17 protein-coding genes are annotated in these 19,278 nt (G+C 43.5%); 7 read left to right on the plus strand and 10 right to left on the minus strand.

Annotated features, from left to right (window positions below):
- Positions 1 to 117: 117 nt before the first annotated feature.
- The gene (locus tag NLZ44_RS19905) at positions 118 to 852 is read right to left on the minus strand and encodes an NUDIX hydrolase (RefSeq protein ID WP_008050717.1); all 735 of its coding nucleotides are present in this window, start codon (positions 850 to 852) and stop codon (positions 118 to 120) included.
- A 2-nt stretch (positions 853 to 854) separates the two neighbouring features.
- Positions 855 to 1,439, minus strand: a complete 585-nt coding sequence (locus NLZ44_RS19910) for a nicotinate-nucleotide adenylyltransferase (RefSeq protein WP_493750905.1) — start codon at positions 1,437 to 1,439, stop codon at positions 855 to 857.
- A gap of 128 nt (positions 1,440 to 1,567) precedes the next feature.
- On the opposite strand from NLZ44_RS19910, the gene NLZ44_RS19915 reads away from it, so the two are divergent.
- From NLZ44_RS19915 to NLZ44_RS19925, 3 genes are all read left to right on the plus strand, one after another.
- The gene (locus NLZ44_RS19915; protein ID WP_493750906.1) at positions 1,568 to 2,518 is read left to right on the plus strand and encodes an ABC transporter ATP-binding protein; all 951 of its coding nucleotides are present in this window, start codon (positions 1,568 to 1,570) and stop codon (positions 2,516 to 2,518) included.
- 45 nt (positions 2,519 to 2,563) lie between these two features.
- On the plus strand, positions 2,564 to 4,150 hold the full coding sequence (locus NLZ44_RS19920; protein WP_493750907.1) for a hypothetical protein: 1,587 nt from the start codon (positions 2,564 to 2,566) through the stop codon (positions 4,148 to 4,150).
- A gap of 174 nt (positions 4,151 to 4,324) precedes the next feature.
- Entirely contained in the window at positions 4,325 to 6,049 is a 1,725-nt protein-coding gene (locus tag NLZ44_RS19925; protein ID WP_493750908.1) for a potassium channel family protein, read from the plus strand.
- Positions 6,050 to 6,106: 57 nt separating this feature from the next.
- Here the strand turns inward: NLZ44_RS19925 and NLZ44_RS19930 are convergent, their stop codons facing one another.
- Entirely contained in the window at positions 6,107 to 6,889 is a 783-nt protein-coding gene (locus NLZ44_RS19930) for an amino acid ABC transporter ATP-binding protein (RefSeq protein WP_493750909.1), read from the minus strand.
- A 158-nt stretch (positions 6,890 to 7,047) separates the two neighbouring features.
- Between NLZ44_RS19930 and rplI the strand changes: the two genes are divergently transcribed.
- On the plus strand, positions 7,048 to 7,506 hold the full coding sequence (gene rplI, locus NLZ44_RS19935; RefSeq protein WP_006669164.1) for a 50S ribosomal protein L9: 459 nt from the start codon (positions 7,048 to 7,050) through the stop codon (positions 7,504 to 7,506).
- 105 nt (positions 7,507 to 7,611) lie between these two features.
- Positions 7,612 to 9,375 (plus strand): replicative DNA helicase, encoded by a 1,764-nt coding sequence (gene dnaB, locus NLZ44_RS19940; RefSeq protein ID WP_493750910.1) that lies wholly within the window; start codon positions 7,612 to 7,614, stop codon positions 9,373 to 9,375.
- Between the two features lie 138 nt (positions 9,376 to 9,513).
- On the opposite strand, the gene pyk is transcribed toward dnaB, so the two are convergent.
- The 3 genes from pyk to NLZ44_RS19955 form a co-directional block, all read right to left on the minus strand.
- Positions 9,514 to 10,935, minus strand: coding sequence for a pyruvate kinase (gene pyk / locus NLZ44_RS19945; RefSeq protein ID WP_493750911.1), 1,422 nt, complete (start codon positions 10,933 to 10,935; stop codon positions 9,514 to 9,516).
- 234 nt (positions 10,936 to 11,169) lie between these two features.
- On the minus strand, positions 11,170 to 12,534 hold the full coding sequence (locus tag NLZ44_RS19950; protein WP_493753034.1) for a hypothetical protein: 1,365 nt from the start codon (positions 12,532 to 12,534) through the stop codon (positions 11,170 to 11,172).
- 260 nt (positions 12,535 to 12,794) lie between these two features.
- Positions 12,795 to 13,673, minus strand: a complete 879-nt coding sequence (locus NLZ44_RS19955; RefSeq protein WP_111892152.1) for an ABC transporter permease — start codon at positions 13,671 to 13,673, stop codon at positions 12,795 to 12,797.
- A gap of 333 nt (positions 13,674 to 14,006) precedes the next feature.
- Between NLZ44_RS19955 and NLZ44_RS19960 the strand changes: the two genes are divergently transcribed.
- The gene (locus NLZ44_RS19960) at positions 14,007 to 14,294 is read left to right on the plus strand and encodes a hypothetical protein (protein WP_493750912.1); all 288 of its coding nucleotides are present in this window, start codon (positions 14,007 to 14,009) and stop codon (positions 14,292 to 14,294) included.
- A 39-nt stretch (positions 14,295 to 14,333) separates the two neighbouring features.
- Here the strand turns inward: NLZ44_RS19960 and NLZ44_RS19965 are convergent, their stop codons facing one another.
- Positions 14,334 to 15,212, minus strand: a complete 879-nt coding sequence (locus NLZ44_RS19965) for an ABC transporter permease (protein WP_493750913.1) — start codon at positions 15,210 to 15,212, stop codon at positions 14,334 to 14,336.
- A gap of 428 nt (positions 15,213 to 15,640) precedes the next feature.
- On the opposite strand from NLZ44_RS19965, the gene NLZ44_RS19970 reads away from it, so the two are divergent.
- A complete protein-coding gene (locus NLZ44_RS19970; RefSeq protein WP_493750914.1) occupies positions 15,641 to 16,276 on the plus strand; it encodes a sigma-70 family RNA polymerase sigma factor in 636 nt (211 codons plus the stop codon).
- 113 nt (positions 16,277 to 16,389) lie between these two features.
- On the opposite strand, the gene NLZ44_RS19975 is transcribed toward NLZ44_RS19970, so the two are convergent.
- The 3 genes from NLZ44_RS19975 to NLZ44_RS19985 form a co-directional block, all read right to left on the minus strand.
- Positions 16,390 to 16,956: a hypothetical protein gene (locus NLZ44_RS19975; protein ID WP_493750915.1), complete on the minus strand. Its 567-nt coding sequence runs from the start codon at positions 16,954 to 16,956 to the stop codon at positions 16,390 to 16,392.
- Between the two features lie 104 nt (positions 16,957 to 17,060).
- Positions 17,061 to 17,525 carry an ATP-dependent zinc protease family protein gene (locus tag NLZ44_RS19980; protein WP_006625720.1) on the minus strand — a complete coding sequence of 155 codons (465 nt, stop codon included), beginning with the start codon at positions 17,523 to 17,525 and terminating at the stop codon, positions 17,061 to 17,063.
- A gap of 610 nt (positions 17,526 to 18,135) precedes the next feature.
- On the minus strand, positions 18,136 to 19,242 hold the full coding sequence (locus tag NLZ44_RS19985) for a glycosyl transferase (protein WP_493750916.1): 1,107 nt from the start codon (positions 19,240 to 19,242) through the stop codon (positions 18,136 to 18,138).
- Between the last annotated feature and the right edge of the window lie 36 nt (positions 19,243 to 19,278).

Genomic DNA, 19,278 nt, shown 5'->3' on the forward strand with positions numbered 1-19,278 from the left:
CCCCACAACCATCTTAATAAACCCGCCCTATGGTTTCAGCTTAGAAACCCGGTTTCTTGACCTGTGGGGGGAGAAACCCGGCTATAATTGTTAATTGTTAATTGTTAATTTAGCGCACTAGACAAAAACTAAAGGTTTATCCTTTAAGGGGCTAAACGCTTCAGCGTCGAAGCGGTAGAGGGTGGCGGGTCGTCCTGCGCCGCGAGAGGTTTTGATACCCGTGTCACACAGAAAGCCTAGCTTGAGTAAACGGGCGCGAAAATTGGAATAGTCCGAGAAACCCTCACCTAAAACTGTGAGATAAAATTGGTATAATTCCCCTAGGGTAAAGAGTTCTGGAAGTACATCAAAAGCCACCGGACTGTATTCTAACTTATTACGCAGGCGACGATATCCATATTCTAAAATCTGATTATGGTCAAATGCTAGAGATGGCACTTCTTCTATGGGATACCAAGCTACCCCCGTTGATTGATTAGGAATTAATTGCGCTTCCTCAAATCTAACTAGGGCAAAATAACTCACAGATAGGTAACGGACATTATAACTCCCTGCACTTTCTCGCGGATCTCGGTTGGGTCCGCCAAAACTATAAAGCTGTTCTAAATAAAGGTTTTCCACCTTAATTTTTTCATCTAAAATCCGATAAGCCGCATCTTCTAAGGATTCCCCTTGACGCACTAAGGTTCCCGGAAGACTCCAACGATCGCAAAAAGGTTCCTGTTGTCGCATTACCAATAATACCAACAGGCGATGAGCCGCTGTATCAATCGAAAAAATAATATTATCCACTCCCACCTTAAAGTCAGCGAGGGGGTGGCTAGTCGATGGTTGTGGGGGATTTCCTGCCATATTCAGGACTGCTGGCCAGAACTAGATTGATATAAATTTTGGCGCGCGATATAATCAGCCACCGCGCCCGGAATGGGATTAGGATCACCTGCTTGGCGAAAATCAGTGGAGGAAACAGGTAAACCCTGCCAATTGGCGATCGCTACTTTTCCCCCTAACTCTCGCAGTTTCGCCAAATCGGGGTCTTCAATGTCGTAGCCTGGTCGGGGAACCACTAATAAGTTAACCTCACCCAACAGATCATTAATTTTATACCAACGGGGTATCTGTGATACCAAATCTGAGCCGATAACTAGGGTAAAGTCGTCATTAAGCCAAGATTTCCGAGCCCGGTGGACCGTCTCAATCGTGCGGCGACTGCTAAGTTCTGGTTTCAGCCAAATATTAGTTTGGGGTGGATAAATTGAGTTAATCAACACCTGTAGCATAGCTTGTCGATGTTCCAGGGAAGCCCCATGAGACTTAAAAGGGTTATCAGCAGCCCATACCAACACGCGATCGAATCTCTGACCTAGTTGAGTTAAAATAGACTGGTGGCCTTCTGTGGGAGGATCGGCGCTGGTTCCAAACAGGGCAATTTTGCTCATAGATTAATGCTCATCACTGGGTTTATTATCTCTATATGCAGCGAGACTCGCAAGAATAATCAAGATCCTTCCGTAACCACAATTGTAATTATTGTAGTCCCAAAATAAGAACTTACAAAATACCCCTTATGGCTAAAGAATTGGCGATTGAAACCCGGGGACTAACCAAACAATTCGACCGTCATATAGCAGTTCATGACCTTGACCTACAGGTGGCGGCGGGGGAAGTTTACGGACTGATTGGCCCTAATGGGGCGGGAAAAACTACCCTACTGCGGATGCTGGCTACTGCAGAAGAACCCTCAACCGGAGAGATTTATATTCACGGAGAAAGGCTATTACGCGATCGCACTAATCCCACTTTAAAGCAGTATATTGGCTATCTCCCTGATGATTTTCCCCTTTATGATGATCTGACAGTTCAGGATTATCTCGACTATTTCGCTGGATTATATTATCTCCGAGAACCTAAGCGATCGCAACGGATTTATGAAGTTTTAGAATTAGTGGACCTTAGCCATAAACGCCATAGCTTAATTGCTACCCTATCTCGGGGAATGAAACAAAGGTTAAGTTTAGGGCGGACAGTAATTCATCAACCCCTCTTGCTGTTACTTGATGAACCTGTTTCTGGGTTAGACCCCATCGCCCGCCAACAGTTTCGCGACATCATTAAAACCCTGCGAGAAGCTGGAATGACAATTCTCATTTCTTCCCATGTTCTCAGCGATTTAGAGGATTTTTGTACCTCGATAGGCATTATGGAACTTGGCTATTTAGTCGAGAGTGCATCTTTAGCCGAACTCTATCAGCGCCTGAGTCATCAACAAATTTTTATTTCCACTCTCGGATCTGTTAATCCCTTAGTTACACATTTGAAAAATTGTGCCAACATAGAAGAGTGGGAAGTAATTCCCGGCAGTCAACAAGTACGGGTGCAGTTTACTGGTGATTTAGAAACCCAGGCCCTTTTATTGCGATCGCTCATAGATGCAGGTTTACCCATTACCCAATTTTATCCCACCCAGGATAATTTAGAATCAATTTTCTTGAAATTGGGACATAAACAGGCATCTTAAAAACGCCCCAAATTAACCAACTATCCTTAACTTGAGGGAATCATCATGATACCTAATTTGATGGCATCTGTAGCTAACTGGAATCCCCAGTTAATTCGAGAACTAAAAGGCAGACTCAAACCTCGCAGTATTACCTTAGTTAGTAGTGTTTCTCTCCTCAGCCAAGCACTGCTGATATTCTTCTTTTATGCTCAATTACCCACCGAAAAAAGTCCCTATGGGAGATATATCATCGACTCTAAACAGTTCCCCATAGTTATTGAATGGCAAACCTGGTGGAATGATATATTTCTGACCATGAATTGGATTTTACCCATGGCTTTAATGTTGGGTGGCGTGTATATGCTAATTCAAGATTTAGCCCTAGAGGAAAAGCGCGGCACTCTCAATTTTATCCGCCTCAGCCCCCAACCAGGTCGGGATATTTTAGCCGGAAAGCTAATGGGTGTTCCTATTTTACTATACCTAGGACTGGCTTTAGCTTTACCATTGCAGACTATCGTCGCTATTAAAGCACAAATACCCATCGGATTACTGCTATTACAATATGGGGTATTTGCTATTGTCGCCATGAGTTTATTTAGCCTATCTCTGCTATTACCTTTAGTAGGATTTGCCGCCGGTTGGTTAGGGACATTAATGGCTGCATTCATAGTGTTTCCCAGCTTACAATTTTTGCAGTTAATCTTTGGTGTAGCCAGATTAGCAAACCAGAACCAAAATGCTTGGCAAGATTTTAATAATCGCTGGGATTTATGGATTAAATGGTTTAATCTTCCGGTTAGCTATAATATAGCTGCATGGTATGGGTTTATGAGTCTAACTTTAGTGGTTTTAATGGTGGGAACTTGGCAAGTTTTAAACCGCCGTTTTAGTGACCCCGCTACCACATTACTCAGCAAAAAACAGAGTTATTTAGCAGTATTTAGTCTTAACTTATTTTTGCTAGGGTTTGTCACACCAATCCGGTCTAATTCATGGCAAGAGTTAGGAACATTTTTCCTATATGGGATAATTCCCTTGTGCTTATTGTTGGCGATCGCTGCCTTATCTCCTCAGCGTCAACCCTTGCAAGATTGGGCGCGTTATCGTCGAGAGTCTACCCGTAATCACCTAAAAAATCGCCAATTATTCCAGGATTTATTATGGGCAGAAAAAAGCCCCAATATGTTAGCAGTCTTTGCTAATATCATCATCACAATTGTCATGTGGACTCCCTGGATTTTGACCGCACAATTTCAATTTAATTCTTCCCAATCTCATCAAAATTGGCAGTGGATTTTGGGCTTGGTTTTCCTGGGTGGTTTGATTCTAATTTGTGCAACTGTCGCGCAGTTAGTCCTACTCAATAAAATCGTCAAACCGCAACTTTGGGCCGTAGGAATTGTTCTCGCGATCGTCTTATTTCCTTTCATTTGCATGGTGCTGATACCAATACAACCCGACCAATATCCCGTGCCATTTTTGCTGTCTTTTGCGCCTTGGGCTAGTTTAGAATCAGCACAATTTATCGACTTTTTCCTAACTATAGCTATCCAATGGACTGCCTTATTCCTGCTGAATGTACAGCTACATAAAAACCTGGTAAAAGCCGGAGAATCTCAATCCAAAGCCTTGCTAACTAACAGATAGATTGACTCAGAGATTTTCTAACTCAGGGTGATTGATAGCGATCGCCCTGTATTTATCTAATCGGCAAACGGTGTTATCGGATACAATTGTCATAATTTGGGGCTGTCATAATAGTGGGTTACACACCCGACAGTAGACCTAGACCCTCCCTGGGGAGTCCACAATTTACGAAATATGAAACCTAGAATTATCGTTTGCAACTTAGGACGCACTGGCTACAAAATTTTTCGTCTGTTGAGACAACAAGGAGCTATTGTTGTAGGGGTGAATGAGCAACCCGTAAAAGGTGAAGGGTCAGATGTAGTTGTCGGTAGTTTTCGCGCCGCCTCTACCCTGTTAGCCGCTGGTATTCAAAGCGCCCATACCCTCGTACTGGCTGGTAATGATGATGCTACCAATCTAGCTATTTTAATGCAAGCCAGGATTCTCAATCCTAAAATCAGAATTATTAGCCGTCTGTTTAATACTAATTTAGGACAAAGCCTCGATCGCATTTTACCAGACCATAGTACCATGAGCGTCTCCGCCCTGGCTGCTCCCGTGTTTACCTTTGCGGCTTTGGGAAGTCGTGCTATTGGTCAACTGCGACTATTTAACCAAACCTGGCCAATTCATGAGGAATTTATCGATCCTGAACATCCTTGGGTCGGTAAAAGCCTCCATGACCTATGGTGCGATCGCGATCGAATGCTGATCTATTACATTCCTAATAATAGCCACTTAGATCTAGTCTCAGCAGTTCTTGAGGGACAAAAACTTGATGTAGGCGATCGCCTAATTATTGCCACTAAACCCAGTATCCGCACCCAGCGTTTCAGCCTCTATCAAAGGGGGATGAAATTCATTAACAGCCTGAAAAAGTTTCAACAGCATGGCAAAAAAGCCCTTTTGATTACCCTGGTTTTAATGCTGACAATTTTCTTGGCTACCCTAACTTATGTAAGCATTAACTTAGATAATTCTCTAGTGGACTCCCTATATTTTTCAGTAGGAATGATTACCGGGGCTGGGGGTAATGAAAAAGTCGCCGAGAATGCCCCTGATAGCATTAAAATCTTCACCGCCATCATGATGCTAGTAGGTGCTGGGGTAATTGGTATCTGTTACGCCTTACTTAATGACTTTGTACTAGGAACCAGGTTAACTGAATATCTCAACGCTACACGGGTTCCACAACGCAACCATTATATAATCTGTGGTTTGGGTGGCATTGGTGTTCAAATTGCTGAACAACTACACCGCAGCGGCTATGAGGTAGTAGTAATTGATCGCGATCCTAACTGTCGTTTTATCAGTACAGTGCGATCGCTTAGAATACCCTTTGTCGAAGGTGATGCTTCCCTGTCGTCTATCTTAGAAAGCGTCAATGTTCAACAAGCAGAAGTCCTCCTCGCCGTCACCAGTGACGACACCGCCAACCTAGAAATAGCCCTCAGCGCCAGGGCTATAGCACCCCACCTGCGGATGATAGTTCGTAACCAAGACCCTCAATTTGGGCTAATGGTTCAGCAGGTATTTGATTTTGAGACAGTTCTGAGTCCCACAGAAATTGCTGCGCCTGCCTTTGCGGCCGCCGCGATCGGCGGTAGAATTTTAGGCAATGGCATCACCGCTGATAGTCTTTGGGTCGCCCTAGCTACCCTAATCACCGCTAACCATCCCTTTTGCGGACAAAGAGTCAAAGATGTGGCTACCAGAGTGGATTTTGTCCCCCTGTACATCGAAACCAACTCCCAAACTATACATAGCTGGAAATTATTAGACTCCCTGTTAAGTCCCGGAGATGTTCTTTATTTGACCCTTCCCGCGCACCGTCTCCAACAACTTTGGCATCCTCTATCTATTAACCGTCTTCCCGGGAATTTGAGTCCAACCGAAAAAGCCACCAGCGACACATAGCTTGTCCCTGATGTTCTGCGATATTCTGCTGCTATCTGTTGGAAGTTCCCAACTCTACTATAGAATTTGTGACAAAAATCTCTTAGTCCGTTCTTCTTGAGGATTGTTGAAAAACTCCTCTGGAGTCCCTTCTTCCACCAAGAGACCATCTGACATCAAAACAACGCGATCGGCTACCTCTCGCGCAAATCCCACCTCATGGGTGACACAAACCATCGTCATACCCTCACTAGCCAAAGTCCGCATCGCATCTAACACTTCCCGCACCATTTCCGGGTCGAGAGCCGACGTAGGTTCATCAAATAACATAATTTTCGGTTGCATAGCTAGGGCGCGGGCGATCGCCACCCGTTGCTGCTGACCCCCAGAAAGCTGACCCGGATATTTTTTCGCCTGTTCCAGAATACCAACCCTTTCCAAAAGCTGCATAGCCACCTCCTCAGCCTTAGCTTTCGGCCATCGCCTCACCCAGATTGGTGCTAGGGTCACATTTTGCAGGATAGTTAAATGGGGGAACAGATTAAACTGCTGGAACACCATTCCCACTTCCCGACGAATTTCCTCAATATTTTTCAAATCATGGGAAAGCGTGATCCCGTCAATCACAATACTCCCTTCCTGAAATTCCTCTAAAGCGTTAAATGTCCGAATAAACGTAGATTTTCCTGAACCACTCGGACCCATGATCACCACCACCTCACCCCGTCTCACCCTTAGGCTGACACCTCGGAGAACATGGAAGTTATTACCATACCACTTATGGACATCCTGAGCGATAATGACAGCATCAGAAACGGGGGTTTGCGAGTCTTGGGGCGGACCGGCTTGTGTCTGTGTCATTTTAGGTACAATTGTGAACTCATATTAAATTTTACCGTCGATTATACCTGAAATGTGCCAGGACTGCCCAACACAGATTTTTCCGTTTTCACTTGCGATCGCCCCCTTTATATCGCTAAGATAGAGTGTTTGGGTTAAAACAGTTATGAGGAACCATTATGTCAAAGCGAACTCAAGTCGTTCTCACTAAGGATGTTAGCAAATTAGGACGCGAAGGCGATTTAGTAGAAGTAGCCCCCGGTTATGCGCGCAACTATTTGCTACCCTATAGTTTCGCAGTCCGCGCTACTCCCGGCATTCTCAGACAGGTAGAACGCCGCCGGGAAGAAGAACGTCAACGCTTGATTGAACTTAAACAACAAGCCCAGTCTCGTAAAACCGCCCTGGAAACCATCGGTCGGTTTACCGTTGCTAAACCAGTCGGCGAAAATGAGGCGATCTTTGGAACCGTCACCGATCGCGAACTAGCCGAAGCCATTGAGAAGGCTACAGGTCAAGAAGTAGATCGCCGTGGTATCACCTTACCTGATATTAACAAAATCGGTTTCTATAAGGCTCATATCAAACTCCATCCTGAAGTTACCGCCGAAGTGGAAATCCATGTAGTTGCACCATAGAACTATCCTGGGGCGCAAGCCCGACGCGCCCCCGCTTCGGCTAATTAATACCGCTAATTAATAACTGTCAAACCGCCACTATCTACCGTCTACAATGTCCTAATTATGGCTGAGAGTCTGCCGATACCGCCGTTAAGCAACGATCGCAACCCTCCCCAAAATATTGAGGCGGAGGAAGCGATTTTGGGTGGTATACTTCTCGACTCCGAAGCTATTAGTCGCGTCGCCGACATCCTCAAGCCAGAACATTTTGCCATTAGCGCCCATCAAACTATCTATCGGGCTACCCTAACCCTTCATTTACAGGGAAAACCCACAGATTTAATGACCGTTACTACTTGGTTAGCAGATCATAATCAATTAGATGCTGCTGGCGGTCAGATGAAGTTAGGCGAATTAGTCGATCGCACTATCTCCGCTGTTAATATTGACCAGTATTCTTTATTAGTAATAGATAAGTTTTTGCGCCGTAAGTTAATCCAAGCTGGTCAGGAAGTCGCCCAGTTAGGGTATCAGACTAACATGGAATTAGAAAAGGTGTTAGACCAAGCAGAACAGCGGATTTTTGGCGTTACACAAATTAAACCCAAACCCGATTTAGTGTCTATTTCAGAAACCTTAATTGATACCTTTCAGGGAATTGAAGAACGTTCAGAAGGATTAGCCTTACCAGGTATTGAATGCGGGTTTTATGACCTAGATGCCATGACCGGAGGATTTCAACGGTCTGATTTAATTATTGTAGCTGGTCGTCCGTCTATGGGAAAAACCAGTTTTGCTATTTCCGTCGCCCATAGTATTGCCAAAAAGCATAATTTACCAATTGCCGTTTTTAGCCTAGAAATGTCTAAGGAACAGTTAGTTCAGCGACTGTTATCTAGTGAAGCGAGAATTGAAAGTAATCGACTGCGTTCCGGACGTATTAGCCAAGCTGAATGGGAACCCCTTACTCAGGCGATCGGAACTCTATCAGAATTGCCAATTTTTATTGATGATACCCCTAACCTTACAGTTACCGAAATGCGGTCAAAAACTCGCCAGCTACAGTCTCAACAAGGTGGTAATTTGGGGTTAGTTTTAATTGATTATTTGCAGTTAATGGAAGGGGCTAACCCTGATAACCGCGTCCAGGAATTATCTCGCATTACGCGATCGCTTAAAGGTTTAGCCAGAGAACTAAATCTCCCAGTAATTACCCTCTCCCAGTTGAGCCGAGGCGTTGAGTCACGCACCAATAAACGTCCCATGATGTCCGATTTAAGAGAGTCTGGTTGTTTATCAGGAGATAGTTTAGTTACCCTAGCAGATAGTCGTTTACCAGTTCCCATTCGAGAATTAGTTGGAAAATCTGACTTTTCTGTTTTCGCTATAAATCCAGCCACTCATAACTTAGAAAAGGCTACAGTTCAGCGGGTTTTTGCAACCGGAGTTAAGCCCACCTTTGATTTAAAAACTCGTTTAGGATATACCATAACAGCCACTGCTAATCATCAATTTTTTACCCTCACAGGCTGGGAACGTTTAGATAAATTGACTACGGGTTATCAAATCGCTTGTACCGCCGAAAATAATATTTATTGGGATGAAATTTCCGCCATTGAACCCGCCAGAGAAACAGAAGTATATGATTTAACAGTTCCCGGTTTACATAATTTTGTCGCTAATAATATCATCGTCCACAACTCCATCGAACAGGATGCAGACATGGTAATTATGTTATATCGAGATGATTACTACAACCCAGATTCACCAGATCGCGGTCTGACAGAAATTATTATCACCAAACACCGCAACGGACCCACAGGAACTATCAAGCTACTTTTTGACCCCCAATATACAACCTTCCGTAATCTCGCCAGAGGCAGATAATTCTTACTTTTAATTATCCCCTATTATCCATTATCAATTATCCGGTAGGGGCGGGTTCCACTGTCAATTAAATTTCCCACAAGTAAGATTACTAAACCCGCCCCACCTGGTGATCAATTATCAATTATTAATTATTCATTATCCTATGGTGTGAATTTTGATAAAATTGGTTCCCTTCGCTTTCCCCGAGGGGATACCACCAATAATCAAAATTTTGTCTCCAGGGGAAGCCATTTGGCGCACTAATAGATAAGTTTGGGCTTGATTTATCAGTTCCTCAAACGATTCTACCTCCTGTTCCAGCAGCAGAGGTTTCACGCCCCAAACTAGGTTTAAACGGTGGTAAACCTTGGGATTAGGAGTTAAGGCAACCACAGGCGCTTTCGGGCGTTCAGCAGCCGCTAATTGCCCAGTGTAACCACTACAAGTGTAGGCAACAATGCAATGTAGATTGATAATTTTATCAATGGTATTTATCGCTTCACTAATAGCATGGGTCTCATCATTGAACGCGGGTGGGTAGTTGATGAAATTGATTTCCGGTTCCACATCTTCCGCAATTTTCGCTAACATTTGCACAGCCCGAATCGGATATTTACCAACCGCTGATTCCCCTGATAACATCACCGCATCAGTTCCATCAATAATTGCATTAGCTACGTCAGACGCTTCAGCCCTTGTCGGACGGGGATTATTGATCATACTGTCCAGCATTTGAGTAGCTGTAATTACTGGAATCCCTTTTTGATTGCAAAGGCGAATAATTTGTTTTTGCAGTAGTGGGACTCTTTCGGGACTCATTTCGACCCCCAGATCACCCCGGGCTACCATTAAACCATTACACTCGGAAATAATCTCCTCTAAATTAGCGATCGCTTGAGGTTTTTCGATTTTGGCCATCACCGATATTTGTGACGCATTTTTGGACGCTAAAAATTCTTTAAGAACCCGCACATCTTCTGCATTCCGCACAAAGCTAAGAGACACCCAATCAACACCTAGAGAAATCCCAAATTCCAAATCTTGCTGATCTTTTTCAGTTAAAGACGGTAAACGTATAGTTAAACTGGGAAGATTAACCCCTTTACGGCTTTTCAGAGTCCCCCCTTCAATGATTTTACATTTAACTTGATTACCGGAAATTTCCTCAACCTTTAATTCCAATAATCCATCATCTAGCAGAACCTGGGCACCGATTTCCGCTTCTTCTCCCAGGTGCAGATAGTCGATCGCAATCGTATTAGGTTTACTCTCGTATTCGTCAATAGGAACTAGGGTAATATATTCTCCCGCCATCAATTGTATGCCACCATCAGGAAGCTGTCCTACCCTAATTTTTGGACCCTGTAGGTCTTGTAATAGCGTGATAGATGTTTTTAACTCCTGTGAAATTTCTTTCAGTAGGGCGACCGTTTTCGTGTGTTGTTCATGGCTACCATGAGAGAAGTTGAGGCGTACTACATTCATCCCAGCTTTAATCATTTGATAAAGAACTTCACGAGAATTACTCGCTGGACCAATAGTAGCTACAATTTTGGTTCGACGGTTTAAAGGTTTCATAATCCCTTCAGTAAATAATTAGGTCAGTCTATGGATTGATTGATCAATGTGCCAGAGTTATAGGCGATCGCTGATTCATATATCCATCCGATCATCTCGTGGACTGACATCAGTTCGCCACCTATATTATAAAAGTATATTGGCAATTTTATAACTCTCCAATCCCCCCTATAATCTATTCTTAACCTAATGTTAAATAACCGGAAATTTTGACGATTGACGCAACCATAACACTTAGCCTCCCAGCAAAGCAGCTTTCCGAGTATCAAATAATTTGACAATTCCCTCAGTCACCGTTTTTTTAATTTGTGGATCACATCCGGCTAAAAATTCCTCCGATGAGATTTCCTGTAGAAAAAACTTTTGGGCGCGGTTGCGTTGATTTTGGATTTCTTTAAATCCCATCTGCTTAACCATATATGTTGTCAAAGGTGAATTTTTAATATCATAGTAAGAATGCTGAGTTCTCCCCTTTTCCAGAAGCACAAGCACCGTAGATTCTAATTCATCTTGGGGTTGATAATCATTTTCCATTTCCGGCAGAAAATCTACCAAAGAAACCGTTACAAAATTTTCTGAAGGCATTTCTCCCATTAACGTAGAAACCGGAATTACCCGACCAAACCGCAGAGATAAGGCTTCTAAAAAGGCAATAGTAAATAATTTACTACCTAGATATAATCTACCCACCGCAATATTTGTTTTTGCCCTTGATACCAATTGTTCATAAATGCTATCTTCTGGATAGCCTCGGAATTGATGAAAAACCACTTCCGGCTTGAGAAAATTCATAAACCCTTCCATTTTTTGCAGGGCTGTTCTATACTGACCAATCGTGTAAGCACTAGGGTTATTCAGATGATGATTGGTTTCGGGAATTAGGTTCCATGTATTATCTAAAAATCTGGCTGAACTAGGATCGGCAAAACTCCGCACATCACGATTAGCCAGACGAATCGATCGCTTCACAGTTTCGATCAGATCCGCATCCGTTAATTTCAGGTTGAATTTGTCAACGATCGCCTGTAATCTTTGATATAAAATATCGCTATTATTTAATCCCGTTTTCGTGGGAGTTCGGAACGGAATTGTGGCTTCTATACAGGCGACAATCTGCACTAACAACTCTTGACTCAGAAAAGGTTGTAATACTTTCGCCGCCACTAAAGCACTTAAAAACTCATTTTGCCCTTCTAAAGGCAATAACATTTTACCCGGAGACATATCAAAAACTATCCGCACCATTTCAAAGGTGGGATCTTCAGGAATATCCACCGCTTCACGAATCCAAAGATGTTCCCCTACTTGGCGAATAAACGGAACTAAGTAATAGGTAAGGTTAAAGTTAACGCTTTGGTCAACCTGTACATAAACCACATCATGGAATAAAGCCGCTAATACCTCAATCGCATCTTCCGAACCCCCCACCTCAAAAATATGATCTGGCGTATGGAAATACCGCCAAGGTCCGGTCATGGTTTGGACAATTAATTCCGAAATGTTGACCAGTTTTTTCGCATCTACATCAATACCAAGCTGATTCATTGCCCAGATTAACCTTTGAAGGCACTGTTGATTATAATCCTGTTGTATATCCATCCGACCCACTAAAATGAGACTCACCTCTATTATAAATATATTTATCCTCAGAGTCGGGGTGATTATCTATAATCTTGTTCAGTTAGATCACCAGCCCACATTCTCTATTTTGCTATGCTATCCTCGTAAATCAGGATATCTGTTTCTCTGGCGATCGCTCCCTTGGGTTCTAGGGGTAAGGCAAACTGAGGGTTTCCACCTACAGATGGTTATACTCCCCAGTTACCACTACTTCGCCTGCTAACACCTGTTGTCTGATTTTACTCCAACCCGGCAGTACCTCCCAATTTTAAAGAAGATAATAGCAGAATCAACGATATTAATAACATCAAAGTTGAGATCGCATTAATCGCAGGCGTAACCGATAGTTTAATCATACCATAAACAAACAATGGTAAAGTGGTAGCACCTACCCCACTGGTGAAAAATGATACCACAAAATCATCTAATGATAAGGTAAATGCTAATAAACCCGCGCTGAAAATACCCGGCCAAATCAACGGAAAAGTCACCCGCTGAAACACTCGCCATTCATTCGCGCCTAAATCTAATGCTGCTTCTTCTAGTCTGGGGTCAAGGTCTGCTACTCTCGCCCTCACCACAATCGTGACAAAGGAAATACTAAACGTGATATGACCAATAATTACCGTTGGTAAACCCAGAGTTAATCGTATCCCCGTTAGGTTTTCTACTAGCCTAAAAATTAGGGTCATAAATACCAACAAAGAAATCCCCAAGGTGATTTCGGGAATGACCATTGGTAAAAATAGCAAACTTTCTAAAACCTGATAACCCGGAAATTTATAGCGTTCTAATCCTAAAGCGATCGCTGTTCCTAAAATCGTGGCGATCGCACTGGAAATAGTAGCCACTATCAGACTATTATATAACGCTGACCAAACTCCCGTCGTCGATAGATCCGCCGTCTGTGCTGGAATGCTTCCCAATAAACTCCTATACCAGTCTAGGGTAAATCCACTCCACACCGCATTAAAACGGGAAGCATTGAACGAATAAACCACTAAAATGGCGATCGGTAGGTATAGAAACGCAAACCCTAGGGCGACATTTACCCACAGTCCAGTTTTACCCAGGGAACGGATTAGCAAATCAAGTCTGGTCACAGTTGATCGGTTCATATTGTACTCATTATCCTATCCTACTCCTATTGGCAGATATTCTAATCTTCAAATCTCCCTTATCATCCTGATAGCTAACTAATACAATCGCAAATATACTGAGAGTGATACCACTCGCAAAATTAAGTGTTTCAAGTCACACACATCCGTTGAATATTTTTTATAATGGGGGCAAGTCAAGCCGAACTATAAGCAATATTGAACATTCTGTTCATCAAAACTAATGACTAGATATTTGCCTAATCGAGCTTCGACTTGCTCTACTGTGGTCAGTAGTGGGGGACTACTTCCCCACACACCTGTTGTCAGAAAAGTTGAATTGGGAGAAGGATTTTGATTGTTACCCTGATTGTGCGCGTCTATTTCGCGATCGCTATTCTCACATTTGCCTATTTGTTTCAAAAATTTTGGCGCGATCGCAACACCTCTAAAACGCAACTATCTTCATGGCAGGTTCTCATCTTAGCATCACTATTATGGCCGATTGTCTTGCCTATATCTTACTTGGAGCGAAACGTCAACAAACCTAAAATCGTCATGAGTGAATTAAAATCTTATCGATACTTGGGGAATCCCTCCTACAATCAATATCTGGGATACAGCGATCGTCGCGCTTCCTAAATCTTCACCTTCTCAAAAACCGTCATCTTCGTGGGTGCATTACTGACCGTTTTCAGCTATTTGGAAATAAACCCAAACAGGAATTATCACTAACATCATTAACAGTATAGACAAAGCAGAACCTAAAGGCCAATGACGAGCTTGCAGAAATTGATTCTGGATTAAATTACCAATCATCACCGTTTTCGACCCTCCTAAAATATCCGGCGTTATAAATGCTCCCAAAGCTGGAATGAATACTAAAATAGAACCCGCAATAATTCCCCGTCTGGTTAACGGTAATAAAATCCTCCCGACTGTGCGAATATCGTTGGCCCCTAAATCTTGCGCCGCTTCAATTAAGGAAAAGTCGAATCGCTCCCAGGTTACATATAACGGTAAAATCATGAACGGTAGATAGCCGTAGATTAAACCAACTAGGACAGCAAACGGCGTAAATAATAGGTTGAGAGGTTCATCAATTAAATGCAGGTTTTGTAGTAGGGTATTCACCACCCCCTGGTCTCGTAAAATAATCATCCAAGCATAAGTTCTTACTAAGAAATTAGTCCAAAATGGAATGATTACCAGCATTAACAATAAATTCCGCCAACCACGAGGACGGGTCGCCATGAAAAATGCAAACGGATAAGCGATCGCTAAACAAATTATCGTCGTAAATGCCGCTAGCTCTAGCGATCGCATAAACACTCTCAAATATAGGGGATTCAACAGCCGTTGATATTGCCCTACGGTGAAAGACCACACCACCCCCCCATAGGTTCCCCGTTCCAAAAAACTGTAAATCAGCACAATCACCAGCGGTACTACAAAAAATATCACTAACCACACCGTCGCGGGTACGATTAACCATATTCTCTTGTTCACACCGACAGTTTCCCCCAACCGACTTGAAGCCTTCTGTTTAACAAAAATCATACAACTAGGGTAATTATGTTAAGTTTTGTAACGAAAATTAAGAAATGTAAAAAAAATCGACTTTTTTGGGGATGCCCTTGACTTTATCGTTTGCTTGCGGTACTATTTTTATATAATGGAAATATTGACAAATTTTTTAATTTTGCAAATATCCAATTATAATAAACTACACCCAGTATAGCGCCATTCCCTCCCCCTGTCAACCCCTACTTTACTAACCGCCGCGAAATTTTTGGGAAATTGCCACCCATTCCCCCACCTCCGAACAGGTCTCCGTATTGCAGTCTGATAATTTTCTGGTATAATCATCGCCAATTGGACAAGTACGGCAATGGAGGCAGGTAAAACACCCGTAAATTCTCCACTTAGCGCCAGCATAAGGTGCGGATCATATATAAAATTGACCAAGTAGCATACTCAGATAGACCTTGCAAACCCTTAACTTCCCCGAAGCAAATCATACCCTGGTCAAGTCTTTGACCCACCATAGCGACCAGGAACTCCTGACCCTTTTTCAAAATCATCCAGATCGGGGTCGGTACTTTGTCGTGGTTTTCTGTCGCTATGCCCTAATTGTCTATACTCTGATTGGTCACTCTGTCAAATCACCAGTTCAGGCTGAGTATTTATTTGCTTTGACCTGGCGACACATTTTCTATGAAATGCGGGGTCTGAACCTCCGTAATGAAAAAACTCCCGACTCCGAAACAACTCTACAAAACTGGATTATTAACGTTAGTGCTATCTGTATTAACCGCGCTGAACTTCCCCCAGTTGAGTCTATTCATTACTCACTCAAAGATCAGCCACCCCCCCTGTGGTGTTATGTCGGTCAGGCTTTAGATCAAATTGAACCCTTGTTACGGTTAATAATTCTCATGGCTCAGACATTTCACTGGAGTGAAACTCGCATCGCCGCCTACTTACAAGCTGAAGGAGAATCTATTTCTCCCAGTGAGGTGCGGATGTTGTTAGAACGAGGGTATAAAATTTTAGAAACTACTATTCCTGAAGATATTAGCGCTATTTATCTCGGTCAAGCTATCACACAATCAACCGATTAAACTGTTTACATTATGGCGATCGCATTGCGGTAGATGGCTAACCCTAGAGGGAATTTGACAATCATTCTCACAGTTCAACAGACACTTGGCCGCGGTCTGTCCCCTTTTCTCCTTTAGTTGAGAAATACTGTCCCCTGTTCATTAATACTCAGAGACCGAGTATCTAGGTTTATATTACCAGTTGCTTCAAACCGGATTTCTAAAACACCTGAGCTCGTTACTACCGGACGCACAAACAGCAAACCCCCATCTTCCCTTTGATAGGTCAAGTTGACAGGAATTGTCAATTGCTCTAACGTGCTTTCTGACTGCTGACCAACTAGCCTGGGTCTGGTTCCTCCTGATACCTGATATTCAATTACCACATTACTAGAATTGATCAGCTTCAGGGTAACTCTGCCATTAACAGGACTAATCCTAGCACTAGGTAAGGGAAATCGGGGGATAGTATCCTCTGTGGGCTGTGTTGGTTGTAATGTAGCAGCAGGAGCCGTCGGCGTAGGACCAGTGCGATCGGGTTCTGTCGGCCTTCCCGCCGGTTCTTCAATAATTACTGGTTTACCTTGCCGAGTCGGTGGCCCTCCCGCCCAGGAGATCGCGCTTGAGGTCAGCAACACAGAACCACAAACAAATCCCAGCCATTTGATCCCAGTTTTGGGTGCGTCGTTATATTCCACCATAGTATTATTTACCTGAGTTAAGCAGATTACACCAGTTTACCAGAAAATTATTGGGTCTAAAGCTTTGCCATTGGCGGGCCACATTTGGTAAAACTCCATTGGTTTCAGGTTGAACGGAATGGTAGTTTCGGTCGCGCGCTCAGGAGATAGGACTTACCAGGATGCACTAAGAACCTTTCCCGGACAGCCGCGCGTCCTAACAGCATCCGAAAACCCATCACATCCCGATTAGTTAGCGTAAGTTCGATCTGCCATTCATGTCCCCGTAGTTGAGCAGTAGTTACAATCACGATCCTTTCTTCAGAATGTCCCCCAGAATTTCGCACCTCTCGTTGATCTAAAACCTTCGCTGTCGCTGTCACCGTTTCCGTGCTATTCCGCTGCTTTGGGTGCATTTTGAACTCAACCATCCTTTCGTCTTCATCGCCGAAATGGTGAACATCAAAGGCGTGTATGGCAGAGGAACGCGCTCCTGTGTCAATTTTAGCCTTAATTGCACTTACTCCTAAATCAGGAAGAGCCAGCCACTCCCGCCAGCCAATTACATCTCGCTGTTGCTTGTTCAACAATCCTTTCCAGCCTTTTGATATCTCTGTTTTAGCTTTCTCGCAGCGATCGCTTTACTTCTATATCTCCTCAAGCCTGATTTGGCACAAGCTGCCCCTACCCTCCTGACCCGGAAGGCCAAGGGCAAGCTCCGTTTTTCTGTTACTGACAGCCTAATCTACAACCGTCTAATATAATTCTACCACAGCTTCAGCGATCGCTTTACTTCTATATCTCCTCAAGCCTGATTTGGCACAAGCTGCCCCTACCCTCCTGACCCGGAAGGCCAAGGGCAAGCTCCGTTTTTCTGTTACTGACAGCCTAATCTACAACCGTCTAATATAATTCTACCACAGCTTCAGCGATCGCTTTACTTCTATATCTCCTCAAGCCTGATTTGGCACAAGCTGCCCCTACCCTCCTGACCCGGAAGCGCCAAGGGCAAGCTCCGTTTTTCTGTTACTGACAGCCTAATCTACAACCGTCTAATATAATTCTACCACAGCTTCAGCGATCGCTTTACTTCTATATCTCCTCAAGCCTGATTTGGCACAAGCTGCCCCTACCCTCCTGACCCGGAAGGCCAAGGGCAAGCTCCGTTTTTCTGTTACTGACAGCCTAATCTACAACCGTCTAATATAATTCTACCACAGCTTCAGCGATCGCTTTACTTCCATTTTTATCTAAAGTTTCCGATAAGCGAGGGGGGTTCAGGGGTTCGCGTAGAAATTCCCAATTTCCCGTCAAAAACTCCGCAGCCGTCAGAATTTGGTGGAAACCATAATTTTCTAACCCCTCAATTAATATCGGAGACTCAGCAAAACCGGACCGCACCAAAGACACTAGGGGAATATCCAACCGCAATGCTTCCGAAAATGTACTATAGCCTGGTTTAGAAATAACTCGCCCACACAAAGGCATCAAATCTACCGGACGCAGGCGGGAATATTCCGCTAATGAAGGGCTAGATTTCACCATATCTCTCGGCTTAATTAAATTATCCAAATCCGGGGAATTGCTATCAAAAGTAATGAACTGATAATCAGGAAACAGCCCTAAATTATTATAGGGAATTGCGTCTAGTCCTAAGCCCCCAAAAGTCAGCATAATAGTTTTTTCTACCGATGTTTTAATCTGAAAGTCCGCCCTAAGTTTAGCTAAATCATAGCGAGGATCACCACCAGTTAAACCCATATCTTCAATGACAGGAAATGCCGTCATCTGCTCATGAAGAGGCAGCCGAAATAAGCGATCGCATTGCCCAAAACACTCCCCAATCCAATTCGCTATTTCCTGGAATTCCTCCCCCCAATCACGATAAATAAAATCCCACCCAAAATTACTCATCATCCAACCAGGAACCCCAGCCGACCGAGCTATGGGCGCTGCCAAAGGTGGAATATCCGCCAGCACTAAATTAATCCGATTTTGACGAATAAAATCAACTTCTCTGGCTACAATAGACCTCTGCCGCTGCTTAATATCCTCTAACTTGGAACGAGTCGCCAATTTATCCATAGTGATACTATCCGACTGAACTACCCCCACATCAAAAGCCCGCGATCGCACCACAAAATCACCCAAAATATAAGACTCCAATAACCAGCGGGGAGCCTGAGTTACTAAGAATAATAAAACATCAGGACAAAATTTCTGGATTTGAGCAGCCACAGAAGCAGCACGAACAGCATGACCAAATCCGTGATTAGTAATCGCAATATAAATAGCTGGCCTGGTCATAGTCGAAATTAACTCACTCAAACTTTGGTAACATAT

It is taken from the genome of Arthrospira sp. PCC 9901 (genome assembly GCF_059013425.1).

What these genes read in the sequence shown, in the direction of transcription:
- NLZ44_RS19905 (WP_008050717.1), bottom strand. Translation starts at nt 852, where the DNA reads ATGGCAGGAAATCCCCCACAACCATCGACTAGCCACCCCCTCGCTGAC.
- NLZ44_RS19910 (WP_493750905.1), bottom strand. Translation starts at nt 1,439, where the DNA reads ATGAGCAAAATTGCCCTGTTTGGAACCAGCGCCGATCCTCCCACAGAA.
- NLZ44_RS19915 (WP_493750906.1), top strand. Translation starts at nt 1,568, where the DNA reads ATGGCTAAAGAATTGGCGATTGAAACCCGGGGACTAACCAAACAATTC.
- NLZ44_RS19920 (WP_493750907.1), top strand. Translation starts at nt 2,564, where the DNA reads ATGATACCTAATTTGATGGCATCTGTAGCTAACTGGAATCCCCAGTTA.
- NLZ44_RS19925 (WP_493750908.1), top strand. Translation starts at nt 4,325, where the DNA reads ATGAAACCTAGAATTATCGTTTGCAACTTAGGACGCACTGGCTACAAA.
- NLZ44_RS19930 (WP_493750909.1), bottom strand. Translation starts at nt 6,889, where the DNA reads ATGACACAGACACAAGCCGGTCCGCCCCAAGACTCGCAAACCCCCGTT.
- rplI (WP_006669164.1), top strand. Translation starts at nt 7,048, where the DNA reads ATGTCAAAGCGAACTCAAGTCGTTCTCACTAAGGATGTTAGCAAATTA.
- dnaB (WP_493750910.1), top strand. Translation starts at nt 7,612, where the DNA reads ATGGCTGAGAGTCTGCCGATACCGCCGTTAAGCAACGATCGCAACCCT.
- pyk (WP_493750911.1), bottom strand. Translation starts at nt 10,935, where the DNA reads ATGAAACCTTTAAACCGTCGAACCAAAATTGTAGCTACTATTGGTCCA.
- NLZ44_RS19950 (WP_493753034.1), bottom strand. Translation starts at nt 12,534, where the DNA reads ATGGATATACAACAGGATTATAATCAACAGTGCCTTCAAAGGTTAATC.
- NLZ44_RS19955 (WP_111892152.1), bottom strand. Translation starts at nt 13,673, where the DNA reads ATGAACCGATCAACTGTGACCAGACTTGATTTGCTAATCCGTTCCCTG.
- NLZ44_RS19965 (WP_493750913.1), bottom strand. Translation starts at nt 15,212, where the DNA reads ATGATTTTTGTTAAACAGAAGGCTTCAAGTCGGTTGGGGGAAACTGTC.
- NLZ44_RS19975 (WP_493750915.1), bottom strand. Translation starts at nt 16,956, where the DNA reads ATGGTGGAATATAACGACGCACCCAAAACTGGGATCAAATGGCTGGGA.
- NLZ44_RS19985 (WP_493750916.1), bottom strand. Translation starts at nt 19,242, where the DNA reads ATGACCAGGCCAGCTATTTATATTGCGATTACTAATCACGGATTTGGT.